Raw genomic sequence first — 14,651 nt, forward strand, 5'->3', positions numbered from 1 at the left:
GGGGGTAAAAATGCAGGCAAATAAAAAGGCCGCGAGATAAATCTCGCGGCCTTTTTAAATTATATGGTCGGGACGGAGTGATTCGAACACTCGACCCCTAGCACCCCATGCGCTTATGAAATGGGTTTCTATAGCACGCCCCAGCTCGCTCTGGACAACATGAAACCTATTGAAAACAGAGCATAAGGTCTAAATTACGAGCTATCATGATCCACAGGTATCCATGGGTAGCCAGTCGATTCGGTGGGGCAAAAGTGGGGCAAAATTCGTGGACGCTCATTTGGGGCAAGGGGTAGATAGTGGCGAAGTTGACCGTAAAGCAACTCGAAGCGCTTACCACCGCCGACAACGGCAAGACACTGCGCGAAGAAGGTGGCCTTACCGCTAAGATCCGTGCGGGTGTTCGTGGTATTACTGCACTGTTTCGGTACGAGTACAAATTGGGCGGGACCAAACGCGATCACCGCCTAGGTAGTTGGCCCACTAAAACGCTATCGCAGATCCGAGCGGAGCGTGATGAAGCCAGAGCAAGTGTCGCGAAAGGCATAGACCCCACCACTGCCCGTAAGGCCGCGAAGATTGAGGTTCAATCAGCCGTCGCCGCAACCATTGCTGAGGCCGAGCGCCTGGCAGCAGAGAACAAGACTGTTATTGATCTCTTCGAAGAGTGGATGCGTGATGGTGTTTCTCGCCAAGACGGCAATGCGGAGTTACGCCGTAGTTTCTCCAAAGACGTCCTACCAATCATTGGCGAAAAACCGCTGCGAGATATCACGGAAAAAGACCTTCTGACTGTTCTGCGCTCGATTAAAGCCCGGGGGCTAAACCGTACCCTCGTCATTCGCAGCAACGACATAGGTCAAATGCTCCGATGGGCTGAGAAACGTAAACCTTGGCGCACGTTGATGGCCGATGGAAACCCTGCCAACCTCGTTGACGTCAAAAAACTACTTGATCATAACTACCAGGAGCAGCGCGATCGGCTTTTATCCAACACAGAAATCCGAGAGCTGCAGCAAATTTTCATTCGCCTAGCGCGAGATTATGATGCCCTGCCCGCTGGCCGAAAATATGCCGGCATCCGACCGGTTAACTCCCGCGTGCAATGCGCAGTCTGGATCTGCCTTAGCACGCTCTGTCGCATTGGAGAGCTCCTAAAATCCGAATGGCGACATGTCGATCTAGAAAGCGGCACCTGGCTCATCCCAGCAGAAGCCACCAAAGGCCATAAAGGTAAACGGCAGGATCACCATGTATTCTTATCATCATTCGCGCTGAACCAGTTCAAACGCCTTAGAGAAGAGACAGGCCACACCCCGTTTTGCTTTCCCAGCAAAGACGAACGCAGTCATGTGGATACCAAAACAGTCAGCAAGCTGATCGGAGACCGCCAATGCTGCTTCAAAAATCGCAGCAAGCCTCTATCTGGCCGGCATCACGACGATTCACTAGTACTAAGCCAGGGTAACAAGGGCGAATGGACTCCGCATGATTTACGTCGTACTGGCGCGACAATGATGCAGGAGCTCGGCGTAACCTTGGAGATCATTGATCGGTGCCAGAATCACTTGCTGGGTGGCTCAAGGATACGCCGACATTATCTGCACTATGACTATGCCAAGGAAAAGATTGAAGCATGGCGCATGCTGGGAGAGCGCCTTGAGTTTATCCTAGAAGCGCCAGCAACTGAAAAATAATGAGGATGTAAGCGGAGCGGGAAACGAGACTCGCATCGGGCTTGCTAGTTATTGAAATAGAAGCAGCTTCCGCTATTCCCCGAATAGAAATAGCCTCAATTCGGGACTCATTTTCTACCGCTGGCAAGCAGTAGATAGATGAACGATGCAGAATCTCAAGAGAGCGGATCGTGGCTTGACCACACCTAACCGCTTGGTATCAATGCCGGAGTGCAGGACGTAGCCTGCGAAGGCTCGCGCCACTCGGAAATGGCACTAGTCACGATCCTGTACGGGGGAAATAATAAATGAAAATAACTCTAATCCAACTCATAATTCGGCAGTCAATTTCGAACCACCAATTCAAAGCAAATATCGATAGTATTCATTCAAGCGCATGATCAAAACCCTTTAACATACACGTGAATTCTGCGAGTCCCGGCGCCATTGATCGGCCACAAGGATAGAGTAAGAACGGCGTCGCATCTAAACTCCAATCAGAAAGCGCACTTACCATATTTCCGCCAGCTAACTACTCAGCCGCACGAAATTGCAAAAAATAGAAAATACCGACACCAGTCAGCGCTGGCTCCACACCAAGCTATGTTTCATGGACACACAGCTCTCCTGATACCTCGACGATCACATACTCATCTTGCGGAGTCCCCCAATTAAATATTGAGCCAGTTCCAATGCGAATCTGAATAAACTTGTAGATTCTCAGATCTGACGCTACCAAAATGGGTGGCCTTACAGAAAGATAGTCGGAAGTTGCGACAGCTATCCAGCTTACCCCATGACCGATATGGATGGTTATAAAGTTTTCAGGGGCTGTGTTGGCGCGCCAACGCCGGCATTAAATCCTGCCCAAACGATATCAAAAGCTCGATTCTCTACCTCAACCTCCACACCCACTTCTGGATATCGTTGAATAAAATAAAGTAAGACTTTACCCATTACTATGCGCGCACTGTCGCTCAATACTTTGAGGCGGAGTTTCCCTATGGATTCTCCGATCAAGTCAGCACAAACCGTCAGACCTGTGCTGAAATAGCCCTCCATCTAACAGCCGTCTACAAGCCCTCCATCCAATGAGTCAGATGAGCTTTTCCGATTTCGAGTACGTCGGTAAGCGCAAGCAGACCCCCGCACGCCTTTCTTGGCCAAGATGGTGCAGGTGGTGCCGCGTAGCGGCTTGGTGGCATTGATCGAGTCGCATAACCCAATGGCCGGCGGTGGTCGCAAGCCGCACCCCTCACTCGTTGAGCTCAGATCAGAGTCGATTTTTGAGAGGCGATTTTAGGCAGCTAAACACGCAGCGCCTTCAAGCATTGCGTGTAGATGCATCGCTCCGCAACGAATGATCTACCTTATCGCTTATTACTAGTGAAAATATTCATTTTTAACAACACCCTCAGCAACGTAATCTAACTTTGAACTCGAATTAGCCATCCAAGGCACACGCCAAAGCAATTACCTATCCGATAAAAATCAAAAAAGGACGGTAACTTCATGACAGGCATCAACATCGCCTTTCTACTAACACATCAGAAGCCTCGATTAATATAGACCTAGCCCGTCTCCGCCCTAATCCAAAATCACATTTAAACTAAAGAAACCTCAAACCCCAATTTAACTCCGAAGTACCTCCACGCCCGCGAGATTTGTATGAAAACAACAATAAGACACTGCTTTACCGGAGCGTTGCCACTGTCATTATTTACACCTGAAAATTTATACGCCCAACCAGAAGATCATTATGGCGAAGGATCTCTAGCGAACGCGCTAGCTGGAGAAACACTAAATAAATGGGGCATTCACGTATCCGGACTTTTAGACGTGGGGTACTCACGCAACAATCGTTCTTACCACGACGAGCGCCGCAAAGGTCTTAGCAATCTACCTATTGCAGGAGAGAGCGATGAGGGTTTCGAGTTGAGATCAGTACATCTTTTTATAGAAAAACCTATTATCGGGAATTTCATCCCACGGATAACTCCGTTACCTGGCCCAAATCCAGAGCAATTATCTTTTGGCTTTAGTATTGAGGCGCTGTATGGACGAAACGCTCAGTTTGCCCGCACTTTCGGCTGGGACATGCATTGGGAAGAAAACTCGCCAGGCGATGATGATTCCGAAGCGGCAAAACGAAATAGACAGCTATTTTTGGCCATGCCCAACGTCTTAGCCACGGCCTACCTTCCGTGGGGGCCCGGCGTCACGGTCTGGGGAGGGCTTTTCGGACCCGCTATCGGTAACGAAATTCCTCCAAATCCGAGACAGTCGCGCAACCTATTCGCAACAAAATCTTATTCGTTCGTGACCGAACCAGGCACGGTCTTCGGCTTGGTCGCTGCTCTTCCGATATACAAGGGTGATTCAGGGATCATTAGTGTCGAAGGAGGGCCCGTCCGTGGCATTAACAATATGCGGGACAACAATGATGTCACCTCCCTAATTGGCGCAGTTCGCTGGCGCTCCCCAAACATGAAAACTTGGCTGGATTATGAGTTTTACTCAGGAGCGGAACAAAACGCCAGCTTCGGCGATATCCAAATGCCTACTGCACGATTGCTTTCAACTCGAGACCAGCAGCGAAAACAGCATGCTGTGACCCTATGGCATGAATTTGATAGTCTATGGAACGGCAGCATTGAAGCCGTTTACGGCGAGCAAAATGGAGATGGCCGTATTGATACTATTGACCTGGTTACTGGCGAAGCTTTCAATGGTGCACATTGGTGGGGAGCAAATGCAAGCATTAGCTATCGGGCCACAGAAAAACTGACCTACTCCACACGTATTGAATACTTCAACGATCCTCAGGGCTATGCTTTGTTTCCTGTTTCAACTGCTCGTGGCGCATTTAACGCGATCACTGCAGGCCTACGTTACGACCTAAATAACTTTGTATCTCTACGCCCTGAATTACGTTACGACTGGCAGAGCGCTACGGATGACAAAGCGTTTGGATCAGCAAGAAACCAATCACAATTCACTAGTACCTTTGAGCTGTTAGTTTACTTTTGAATCATTTCCTTCTACTTCCGGCGGAAAATCGAAATGCTCACCCAGTACAAAGCGCGCCTCGAATGGTATACCGCTGTAATTTTGTCTATAGCATTCGGCCTAGTTGGCCTTGATCGATTCATAATACTCCCACTATTTCCCACGATGATGAAAGATCTTAATTTAAACTATCAAGACCTTGGAAATATATCTGCCGTGCTGGCTATCGCCTGGGGGCTCTCGGCAATAATCATGGGGCGGCTATCCGACCGCATTGGCCGAAAATTAATTCTGGTTTCTTCAATAATTGTGTTCTCGGCACTCGCAGGTTTATCAGGCGTAGTATCTGGCATTGGAGGACTGTTAGTTATTCGCGCCGTCATGGGAGTAGCAGAGGGGGCATTCACGCCCACTAGCATTGCTACGACTGCAGAAGTCTCGAGGCCCTCACGGCGCGGTCTGAACATCGGCATTCAACAAGCTGCCTTTCCAATTCTAGGCCTAGGCCTTGGGCCAATTCTTGCTACCCACTTGCTACTTATCGTTCCATCCTGGCGCTGGGTATTCGTCATAGTTGCAGTACCTGGCCTGTTGGTTGCTTGGATGCTTCATCGTACACTGCGAGCGCAACCTCAACTGGGTTCACCAGCAAAACCCCTTGATCACAGGCAACAAAGTAGCTGGAAAGACGTTATTAAATATCGAAATGTAATAGTTAATATCTTTAGCATGTTTTGCATCCTGACCTGCTTGTTTGTAGTTAGCGCGATGATACCAAACTACCTAACCGACTACCTAAAGCTAGATGTACAGTCGATGGGACTCGTAATGTCCGCTATTGGTCTCGGAGGCTTTGCTGGTCAATTGATCCTTCCTGGGCTGTCTGACAAATTAGGGCGCAAAACAGTGCTTCTTGCCTCTTACATCGGCACGGGCGTGTTTCTGACCCTACTGATCAAAATGGGGCCAAATCCGCTCCCATTGTTCACAGCGCTGTTCTTCTCCACGTTTTTTAATTTCAGTCTTACCTGCCTCACGGTTGGCCCACTGACAAACGAAGCGGTCCCCCCCCATTTGGCAGCCACGGCGGTAGGTGTAGTTGTAGGCCTAGGTGAGATCTTTGGCGGTGGCGTCGCCCCTGCTCTAGCAGGCTACATCGCCCAGCACCACGGGATCCAATATACCCTGTATCTCGCCATGGGTGGACTGATTCTGGGGTTCTTCATAGCATTGTTCCTGAAAGAGACTGCCCCGCTTAAAGCCAACTCAAAAACTAGTTCACAGCCTACCATCAAGGTGTGATTTCGATGCTGCAGCCGCCGGCTTCGGTGGCTTTCCGGACGACGCTGGCGAACTGTTTAATCGCCGCGTCATCCGTCCCTCCTTTCTTCCAAAGCAATCCCGGCGTTCGGATTGGTGTTGGGTTCTCAAGCGCAATGACACTCAAACCAGAACGTGAACCGATTGCTGTTTCAGCAACGATACAAGCCAGATCCGTATGGCGTGCCAGCTCAAGCATTGGTAGCAAGGTATTCATTTCGACTGCAACGACCGGCTCCGCTCCAGAAGAGCGGAAGCACTCATCCAACTGCCGACGCGTCATGAAATGACGTGGAAGCAAAGTCATACGCAAGTTGTGCAGCTCGATCATGCGTACACTCTTACGCTTGGCAAGCGGGTGATCAGTGCTAACTACAAGCTTTAATTCTTCGTTGTAGAGCGGTTCGAACCAAAGATCGTGTCCGTCTGTGGGCCGATATGCGATGCCTAAATCCAATTCGTTACGCTCCAGACGCTCTATGATGAGATCCTGCGCAAGCTCCTCTGCTGAAACGCTTACATCAGGGTTACGTGAGAGGAAGCTGGCTATACAGGCCGGTACCAAACGAATGTTGAAGCTATATGTCGCTCCGATACGGATATGGCCACTGGCAGAACCTGGCGTACGGGTGATGGCATGAATGGCGACATCAATTTGCTTGAGGGCCGGTAGAACCTGGGAAAGCAACCGGTCACCAGCTTCGGTTATCGATACTTTCTTTCCGATGCGATCAAAGAGCCGGACACCGACCTCCTCCTCGAGCTGTCGGATCTGATGCGACAAGGTTGATTGAGTAACGTGGGTGCGCTCTGCGGCCCGCGTGAAATGCAGGGTTTCAGCCAGTGCAGCAAAGTATCTCAGGTGACGTAGCTCCATGACCAGCCTCAGTGATAGCATCGATTATTTTTATTCAAAATAATCACTTCTCTCTGTTAAGTCCAGGCCGTAACCTTCGCTGAGGTGCTGAAATTCTGCCTACGTAAATAACAAGAGAAGGAAGACCTCCATGGCCCAGTTCGACTGTGCGGCGCACTTGCGCGACGTGCTCAATAGCTTTGGTAGCTGCGATGAGCCCCGCTTCAAGCAAATCATGACTTCGGTCGTCCGCCATCTGCACGCCTGCGTAACGGAGCTGCAGCTCACTCCCGAAGAATGGTTTTCAGCCATCTGCTTTTTGACATCCACCGGACAGATCTGCACCGACAAACGTCAGGAATTCATCCTGCTTTCAGACTTGCTTGGCGTCTCCACACTAACCATCGGTATCAACCAGCATCGTGGTGACGACTGCCTCGAAGAAACGGTCGAGGGCCCCTACTACTGGCAAGGTGCGCCTGAGCTGCCTGAGGGTGCGGACATTTCCAATGGCGTGGCTGGCTTGAAGACTTACTATTACGGCTATGTCATCGATGACGCTGGCAATCCAATCGCCAATGCACTGCTGGATGTTTGGTCCGGCGACGGTGAAGGCAACTATGACATGCAGATACCTGGGCAGACAAAAATGCTCGCTCGAGGCAAATTCCTTACTGATAAGAACGGCAGATATAGCTTTTGGTCGATTAGACCCAATTATTACCCCATTCCTCAGGATGGTCCAGCTGGACTAATGCAAGCGAAGTTGGGCCGTCATCCCAATCGTCCAGGTCATATTCATTTCAAGCTCAGCGCTGACGGTTACCACCCGGTAAATACTCAACTTTTTGTCGCGAACAGCCCCTACCTCGACTCGGACTGCGTGTTCGGCGTGAAGCGCAGCCTGATTGTTGACTTCATCGAGCATCCGGCTGGTATCGCGCCCGACGGCACCAATGTGGCCCATATCTATTACACCGTGCCTTTCGACTTCCGCTTGACATCTGTCTGACCAGGAGACAAACCAATGAAAATCGGCAAAGAAACTATTCCTCGCAGTGCCATCTGCACATCCAACGAAGACACGATCGTGGTTCGGGGCTTGGACTTGTGTCAAGACGTAATTGGGCAGTTCAGCTTTAGCGAGTACTTCTTCCTTCTGCTGACTGGTAGTCGGCCGAGTAAAGCCACCCTAAAAGTGCTTGACGCGACCTTAGTTGCAATCACTGAACATGGGTTGGTACCAAGTGTACAAGCTGCGCGTATGACCCTCGCAGCATCTCCTGAAGCTGTACAAGGAGCAGTAGCCGCCGGCCTCCTCGGCTGCGGCTCTGTGATCCTTGGTGCGTCGGCGGATGCTGGTGCACTCCTTGATGAGATCAAGCAACTGATGGATAAAGATGTGAGTGTCGAGGATGCGGCTAGGGAAATTGTCACCGCTTACCGATTGGCTAAACGCCCTTTGCCTGGGTACGGCCACCCCTTACATAAAGAGCGAGACCCACGTGTTGCAGCATTGTTCAACACCGCCGAACAAGCCGGCTCAGATCTCACTTTCGTGAAAATTGCCGAAGTAGTCGAATCGGTCATTCCTTCGATAGTCGGCAAGGAACTGCGATTGAACGTATCGGCAGCAATTCCAGCTGTGCTTCTGGGTGCTGGATTCCCCCTGAAAGCACTGCGCGGGGTACCCATTTTGGCACGCAGCGCAGGTCTAATTGCGCATTTGCACGAAGAGCAAACCTCTGCGCCTATCGGGTTCGCGCTTTCCTATCAAGCTACCCGTGAGTACCAGTACACCGGTGATGCTCCGGACGGATTCAAGTTATAGCGCTTACACGACCTCCCTGGCAACAACTACAAAAATGGGCCAAGTCATGAAACATCTGATGACCGATGTAATTCTAATCGGATACGGACCAGTAAGCCGCGTCCTCTGTGCTCTCCTGGGCGAACAAGGGCACCACGTGACCGTTCTGGAACGCCACCCCTATGCCTATCCTCTGCCTCGTGCGGTGTGCATGGACCATGAGATTCACCGTGCCTTGCATGCCCACTATTGCTTAGCTAATTTCGACAGCTTTGCCGCGCCCTCACCTCGCTACCAGTGGATGAATCAGCATTGGGAAACACTCATCGACATCGACTGGACAGTAGACTCGATTTCCGGAGGACCTCAAGCATATTTCTTCCATCAGCCGTCCCTGGAGAAGGCGCTCGATTCTAGGGTGCGCAGTTTCTCGAATGTCTCCGTAATGCTAGAGCATGAAGCAAAGACCTTCAGCCAAACCACTGACGGCGTATCCGTAACTGCCGTCAATACTCCGACAGGCGAAGAGATGCTGATCACTGGTCGTTACCTTATTGGCGCTGACGGAGCGAACAGCGCAGTTCGCAATGCCCTTGGGATAGCCTGGGAAGATCGGGGTTTCCAGGCCGACTGGCTGGTGGTGGACGTTCAGCTAAATTCCGGAGTGGAGCTCGATATCCCTGCCGCAGGCCAACATTGCAATCCAGAACGCCCAACCACTTTCGTTCCTGGCGGCTTGGTTAATGGGCGCCCGTTACGTCGCTGGGAAATCATGCGGCTACCGCATGAGACACGTGAGCAGCTGGATGATACTGACTATGTCTGGGGCTTACTCAATCGCTGGGTACAACGTGATCAAGCGACACTTCTTCGACATGCGGTGTACACGTTCCGCTCTTTGGTCGCCCAACAGTGGCGTGACAACAACATCTTTTTAGTTGGTGATGCTGCTCATACAATGCCGCCGTTCATGGGCCAAGGCATGTGCTCTGGTATTCGCGATGCGCTGAACTTGGGGTGGCGACTAAATATGGTCTTGCAAAATAAAGCCAGTGAGGAGCTGCTAGATCACTATGAAATCGAACGCAAGTCGCACATTACCGAGGTGATCGATGCTTCGGTTTATCTAGGCGAAATTGTCTGTGTTGCCGATCCAATCAAAGCAGCAGCACGAGATAAAGCCTTCGTCGAAGGAACCCATCCACCAATGGCGCCGTTCCCTCATTTGCGAGAAGGCACCCTGGGCGGCGGCAACGAGGCACTCCTCGGCCGACTGGCACCACACTGCACCGTGCATCGTGGAAAAGAGACAGGCTCGATGGATCAATTGGTGGGCGGCGGCTTCTCGCTCCTCGTTCGCGAGAAGTCGATTCTCGCCGCGCTATCAGCCGAGCATCGCAAGTTCCTGGAGAGTATCAATGCGAAGGTCGCATATTTGGCGGCAGCAAATGAAACGACAGATCCCCACGCCATTTTTGACCCCAGTGACAAGCTACCCGGCTACTTCGCCGAGCATGGTCTAGACGCCATACTCGTTCGACCGGATTTCTACATTTTCGCAACAGCAGCATCGCCTGATGACCTTGGTCGCATGGTCTCCTCTTTGAGAGATGTCTTTTCGCCCCCGACCGTCGTTCTCCAAACCGGCTGCTCAGGCCTTCGCGCTGCCATTTGATCGTTCAGAAATTTTTCAGGAGCCAGCTATGGCCAAAGTTCTTTCCGGTATCCGCGTTATCGAACAAGGTACCTTCATCACCGGGCCTAACGCCGGCATGCTTCTCGCAGATCTGGGCGCCGAGGTCATCAAGATCGAACAGCCAGGTAGCGGTGACCCATTCCGGGCTTTTCAGGGCGAGCTCTATAGCCCGCACTTTCAGACCTATAATCGCAACAAGCGCAGCGTGACGCTCAACACCAAGCTACCGGAAGACCTAGCAGTTTTTGATCAGCTCATCACAGACGCTGACATCTACATTCAAAACTTCCGGCCCGGCGCTGCAGATCGTCTGGGCGCAGGCGAAAAGCGTTTGCGCGAACTCAACCCGCGGCTTATCTACTGCGCCATCAGTGGGTTTGGGCAGGACGGTCCAGCGTCGACAAGACCTGCATACGATACAGTTGCTCAGGCCGCTAGTGGTTTCCTCAATTTGCTGATCAATCCAGCAAACCCAAGGGTAGTCGGCCCGGCGCTGGCTGACGCACTCACCGGATTCTATGCAGCCTACGGGATCCTAGGTGCACTGCATGAGCGCAATCAGACAGGCTTGGGTAAGACGGTTGAGGTATCGATGCTTGAATCGATGTGCCACTTCAATCTCGACGCCTTCACTCACTATTTCGCAGAAAACGAGATCATGGGGCCATACAGCCGGCCAAGTGTCTCCCAGTCTTACGTACTCAAGTGCGCTGATGAAAAATGGATCGCGCTGCACATGTCTTCGCCCGAGAAGTTCTGGCAAGGACTGGCCAATGCCATTGATCGTCCGAACCTGTTCGAAGACGCGCGTTTCTGTAACCGCACTCAGCGCATTAAAAACCAAGAGCTGCTTATCGAACTGCTAGGTGCAGAGTTTGCCAGGCAGACACGAACCGAGTGGTGCCGCCGCCTTGAGTTTGAAGATGTGCCTCATGCACCCATGTACGACACTAGCGAAGCTTTGCTAGACCCGCAAGCTCAGCATTTACAACTCGAAATCAGCGCGCCGCATCCGCATAAGGGAACTTGGCGCACTGTTCGTTCCCCCATTAGCTTTGACGGAGAGCGCTCCTTGGAAGTAACCGCGCCTCCGCTCCTGGGTGAGTACGATGCTGAGTTACGTAACCGCTACCAAGCCAAGGTATGAGAGCATGCTCAAGTTCGCAGCTAACCTCTCGCTAATGTTTAACGAACTGCCATTCCAAGACCGCTTTGCCGCGGCCCGTGAGGCGGGTTTTTTGGCAGTGGAGTTCTTTCCACCCTCAGGGATAGCTATTGAGCGTGTAGCAGCATTGTTGGAGAGTCACGGCCTCACCCAGGCATTGGCCAACATGCCTCTAGTTGATCGCAGTAAAGGATTCGCGGCTCTCCCAGGTCAGAGCATACGCTTCAAGGCCCACTTCGAACAAGCACTCGATTGGGCTCTAGCAGTCAATGCCCCACTCCTTCATATAACTTGCGGGTGCGTCGAGCCAGCCGATCTTCACTTAGCAAGTCTGGCATTTCAGGAAAATTTGGAATGGTCTCTACAGCGCGCTGAAGGCCGTATCGAACTTGTCATTGAGGCCATAAACCAGACAGCGGTACCTGGTTACTTCATTCAGTCACTGGCAGACGCTCAGCGTTGGACGCAGACAGTGCCAGGCTTGACCTTGATCATGGATGTTTACCACGCTGCCATGGAAGGCCTCGACGTGGTAGACGCAATCCACCGTTATCTTCCTTATGCAGGTCATGTGCAGGTCGCAGGCTGGCCTGGCCGACATGAGCCCAACGTGGGCGATTTGCCTTGGCAGGGCATCCAGGATGCATTAGTAAAGGAAACATACTTGGGCTGGATCGGTTGCGAATACATCCCTGTTGGAGCAACTCTTGAAGGCTTGGGTTGGCTCCGTGACGCTTCCCTGGTGAATCATGGCTAAGACCCTATACGATAAGCTCTGGGAAAGCCACCTGGTTCCCGCTGCATCCAGCCAGCCCTTGCTCTACATCGACCGACACCTGATTAACGAAGTAACCAGCCCGCAAGCTTTCGAAGGTTTGCGGCAAGGTGCTCGGCAGCCCTGGAGAGCAGGGAGCATCATCGCGACTGCTGACCACAACACTCCCACCCGGGGCAGCGGTCCGATTCAAGATGAGTTGGCTCGCGAACAAGTGGACACCCTTGATGACAACATAAGGTCCAGTGGTGCAATGGCCTACTTCCCGTACCGAGCGCCTCAACAAGGTATCGTGCATGTTGTCGCCCCCGAACTGGGTGCTACACAACCTGGAATGACCATAGTTTGCGGTGACTCGCACACCTCGACTCATGGCGCATTTGCTGCGTTGGCATTTGGTATCGGCACCTCTGATGTTGAGCACGTGCTCGCTACGCAGACGCTACCGATGAAGAAGTCAAAAAACTATGCCATTAACATAAATGGAGAGCTTGTTCCGGGTGCCTATGCCAAGGATCTAGCGCTCACAATCATCGGTAAACTTAGCACGTCGGGGGCCACGGATCACGTTCTGGAATATCGTGGAACAACAATCGATCACCTATCGATGGAACAACGCATGACCCTTTGCAATATGTCGATTGAAGCTGGAGCTCGTGCCGGCATGATTGGTGTTGATGACGTAACGATCGAGTACCTCAGGGGACGGCCCTATGCACCGGCCGTTCAGTACCGTGCACAGGCAGAAACCTATTGGCGCTCCCTCCGTTCTGATCCTCACGCGGTCTATGATCGAGAGCTAATCATAGATGCGAGTCAGGTAGTCCCTACTGTAACTTGGGGTACCTCGCCGGACATGCAGAGCGGGATCGATGGCAAAGTACCTGACCCTGAGCTTGAGGCTGATCTTATTAAGCGTCAGGCTATGATCCGCGCTCTGCGCTACATGAATTTGATGCCAGGCACACGGATGCGAGACATCAATGTGGACAAGGTATTCATCGGCTCCTGTACGAACGCACGCCTCGAAGATCTCCGTGTCGCCGCACGCTTGGTAGAAGGCAGGAAGCTCGCAAAAAATGTCGTGCAAGCACTAGTTGTTCCAGGATCAGGTACAGTGAGGCAGCAAGCCGAGACCGAAGGCCTGCATGAAATTTTTCTTGCAGCTGGATTCGAATGGCGCGCACCAGGCTGCTCGATGTGCCTAGGTATGAACGAAGACAGGCTCAATCCTGGTGAGCGCTGCGCCTCGACTTCCAATCGCAACTTCGAAGGTCGTCAGGGGATGGGAGGGCGCAGTCATTTGATGAGCCCTGCAATGGCAGCTCTGGCAGCAATCAGTGGCCACTTGGCCGATGCAAGGGAGTACTGCTAAGTGGACCCAGTAAATGAAGTCAAAGGCATTGCGGCTTTCTTAGATCGCAATAACGTTGACACTGACGCGATCTTACCAAAACAGTTCATGAAGTCGATCAAGCGCAGTGGCTACGGCCCATTTTTGTTTGATGAATGGCGCTATCTAGACAAAGGTGAGCTTGGCATAGACTGCTCTACTCGCCCACTGAACCCAGAGTTTGAGCTCAACCAACCTCAAGCCGCGGGCGCAAGCATCTTGATTACCAGAAACAACTTCGGCTGCGGCTCTTCTCGTGAACATGCACCTTGGGCTCTTAAGGAATATGGGTTCAGTGCAATTGTTGCTGAGAGTTTCGCAGAGATATTTCGGAGTAACTGTCTTAAGAACGGCTTGCTGCCCATCACCTTACCAAAACAATATCTAGATGAGTTATTCAGCCGCGCCTTATCGCGCACTGCTGTCAGGATTGTCCTGAAATCGCAGACGCTGAGTGCTGACGGGCTCGAGTTTAGCTTTTGGTTCGACCCAATTGAAAAGAAGAAACTTCTACTTGGGCTAGATGATATAGCGTTGACTCTCCAGCATGCCGAGCAAATCCGTGCTTTTGAAGCTCATCGTTTTGAACTATTGCCTTGGCTACAAGACCCTCCAGTACGATAAGCGATTGGCGAGTTATATGGTTGCTGCAACACAGATTCGTAAATGCGAAACTACCGGATACGGCTCCTGAGAGTCGCCCCTAGTTTCGTAAACACCTCAATGCCTCATAATGAAGCCCACCAGGAGGTGCCATGACCAGCGCCTGGTCTCTCCCGAAACTGGTGGACAAGTGGTTAAGAGCTACTGCTCGCATTTAGCCGATCAAACTCCATAGAACTGAGATAGCCCAACGTCGTAAGCGGCCGGCGAACACACCTTCAAAATCCCAGCATTAAGGGCGATGGTGTCCGCGTATTTTTAAGCGGACGCGATCGCCCTTATCGCCGG

The 14,651-nt window shown here is 51.8% G+C and carries 12 protein-coding genes and 1 pseudogene; 11 read left to right on the forward strand and 2 right to left on the reverse strand.

Annotation, left to right across the window (positions count from 1 at the left end; all coding sequences use genetic code 11):
* Nucleotides 1-299: 299 nt before the first annotated feature.
* Nucleotides 300-1,697, forward strand: a complete 1,398-nt coding sequence (locus HX824_RS10190) for a site-specific integrase (protein WP_177050351.1) — start codon at nt 300-302, stop codon at nt 1,695-1,697.
* 792 nt (nt 1,698-2,489) lie between these two features.
* On the opposite strand, the gene HX824_RS10195 is transcribed toward HX824_RS10190, so the two are convergent.
* Nucleotides 2,490-2,738 (reverse strand): hypothetical protein, encoded by a 249-nt coding sequence (locus tag HX824_RS10195; protein ID WP_177050353.1) that lies wholly within the window; start codon nt 2,736-2,738, stop codon nt 2,490-2,492.
* 29 nt (nt 2,739-2,767) lie between these two features.
* On the opposite strand from HX824_RS10195, the pseudogene HX824_RS10200 reads away from it, so the two are divergent.
* The 3 genes and pseudogenes from HX824_RS10200 to HX824_RS10210 all read left to right on the forward strand — a co-directional run.
* Nucleotides 2,768-2,949, forward strand: a pseudogene (locus HX824_RS10200) (IS5/IS1182 family transposase); the annotation flags it as partial.
* Nucleotides 2,950-3,344: 395 nt separating this feature from the next.
* Entirely contained in the window at nt 3,345-4,706 is a 1,362-nt protein-coding gene (locus tag HX824_RS10205) for an outer membrane beta-barrel protein (RefSeq protein ID WP_177054510.1), read from the forward strand.
* A 33-nt stretch (nt 4,707-4,739) separates the two neighbouring features.
* The gene (locus HX824_RS10210) at nt 4,740-5,987 is read left to right on the forward strand and encodes an MFS transporter (protein ID WP_177054511.1); all 1,248 of its coding nucleotides are present in this window, start codon (nt 4,740-4,742) and stop codon (nt 5,985-5,987) included.
* Here HX824_RS10210 and HX824_RS10215 read toward each other — a convergent pair.
* On the reverse strand, nt 5,977-6,882 hold the full coding sequence (locus HX824_RS10215; protein ID WP_177051095.1) for a LysR substrate-binding domain-containing protein: 906 nt from the start codon (nt 6,880-6,882) through the stop codon (nt 5,977-5,979). The two genes, HX824_RS10210 and HX824_RS10215, sit on opposite strands and share 11 nt — an antisense overlap.
* A gap of 130 nt (nt 6,883-7,012) precedes the next feature.
* Between HX824_RS10215 and HX824_RS10220 the strand changes: the two genes are divergently transcribed.
* From HX824_RS10220 to leuD, 7 genes are read left to right on the forward strand one after another with little or no spacing between them, the layout of a single operon-like run.
* Nucleotides 7,013-7,873 carry a dioxygenase gene (locus HX824_RS10220; protein WP_177051097.1) on the forward strand — a complete coding sequence of 287 codons (861 nt, stop codon included), beginning with the start codon at nt 7,013-7,015 and terminating at the stop codon, nt 7,871-7,873.
* A 15-nt stretch (nt 7,874-7,888) separates the two neighbouring features.
* Nucleotides 7,889-8,692, forward strand: a complete 804-nt coding sequence (locus tag HX824_RS10225; protein WP_177051099.1) for a citryl-CoA lyase — start codon at nt 7,889-7,891, stop codon at nt 8,690-8,692.
* A 46-nt stretch (nt 8,693-8,738) separates the two neighbouring features.
* Nucleotides 8,739-10,346, forward strand: coding sequence for a bifunctional 3-(3-hydroxy-phenyl)propionate/3-hydroxycinnamic acid hydroxylase (locus HX824_RS10230; protein WP_177051101.1), 1,608 nt, complete (start codon nt 8,739-8,741; stop codon nt 10,344-10,346).
* Nucleotides 10,347-10,374: 28 nt separating this feature from the next.
* A complete protein-coding gene (locus tag HX824_RS10235; protein ID WP_177051103.1) occupies nt 10,375-11,514 on the forward strand; it encodes a CaiB/BaiF CoA-transferase family protein in 1,140 nt (379 codons plus the stop codon).
* A gap of 4 nt (nt 11,515-11,518) precedes the next feature.
* Nucleotides 11,519-12,289 (forward strand): hydroxypyruvate isomerase family protein, encoded by a 771-nt coding sequence (locus HX824_RS10240; protein WP_177051105.1) that lies wholly within the window; start codon nt 11,519-11,521, stop codon nt 12,287-12,289.
* Nucleotides 12,279-13,682 carry a 3-isopropylmalate dehydratase large subunit gene (leuC, locus tag HX824_RS10245; protein ID WP_371316491.1) on the forward strand — a complete coding sequence of 468 codons (1,404 nt, stop codon included), beginning with the start codon at nt 12,279-12,281 and terminating at the stop codon, nt 13,680-13,682. The genes HX824_RS10240 and leuC overlap by 11 nt, the downstream gene beginning before the upstream one ends.
* On the forward strand, nt 13,683-14,324 hold the full coding sequence (gene leuD / locus HX824_RS10250) for a 3-isopropylmalate dehydratase small subunit (RefSeq protein WP_177051109.1): 642 nt from the start codon (nt 13,683-13,685) through the stop codon (nt 14,322-14,324). It begins immediately after the preceding gene.
* Nucleotides 14,325-14,651 lie beyond the last annotated feature (327 nt).

Source organism: Pseudomonas sp. D4002, assembly GCF_013385665.1.
Lineage (GTDB): Bacteria > Pseudomonadota > Gammaproteobacteria > Pseudomonadales > Pseudomonadaceae > Aquipseudomonas.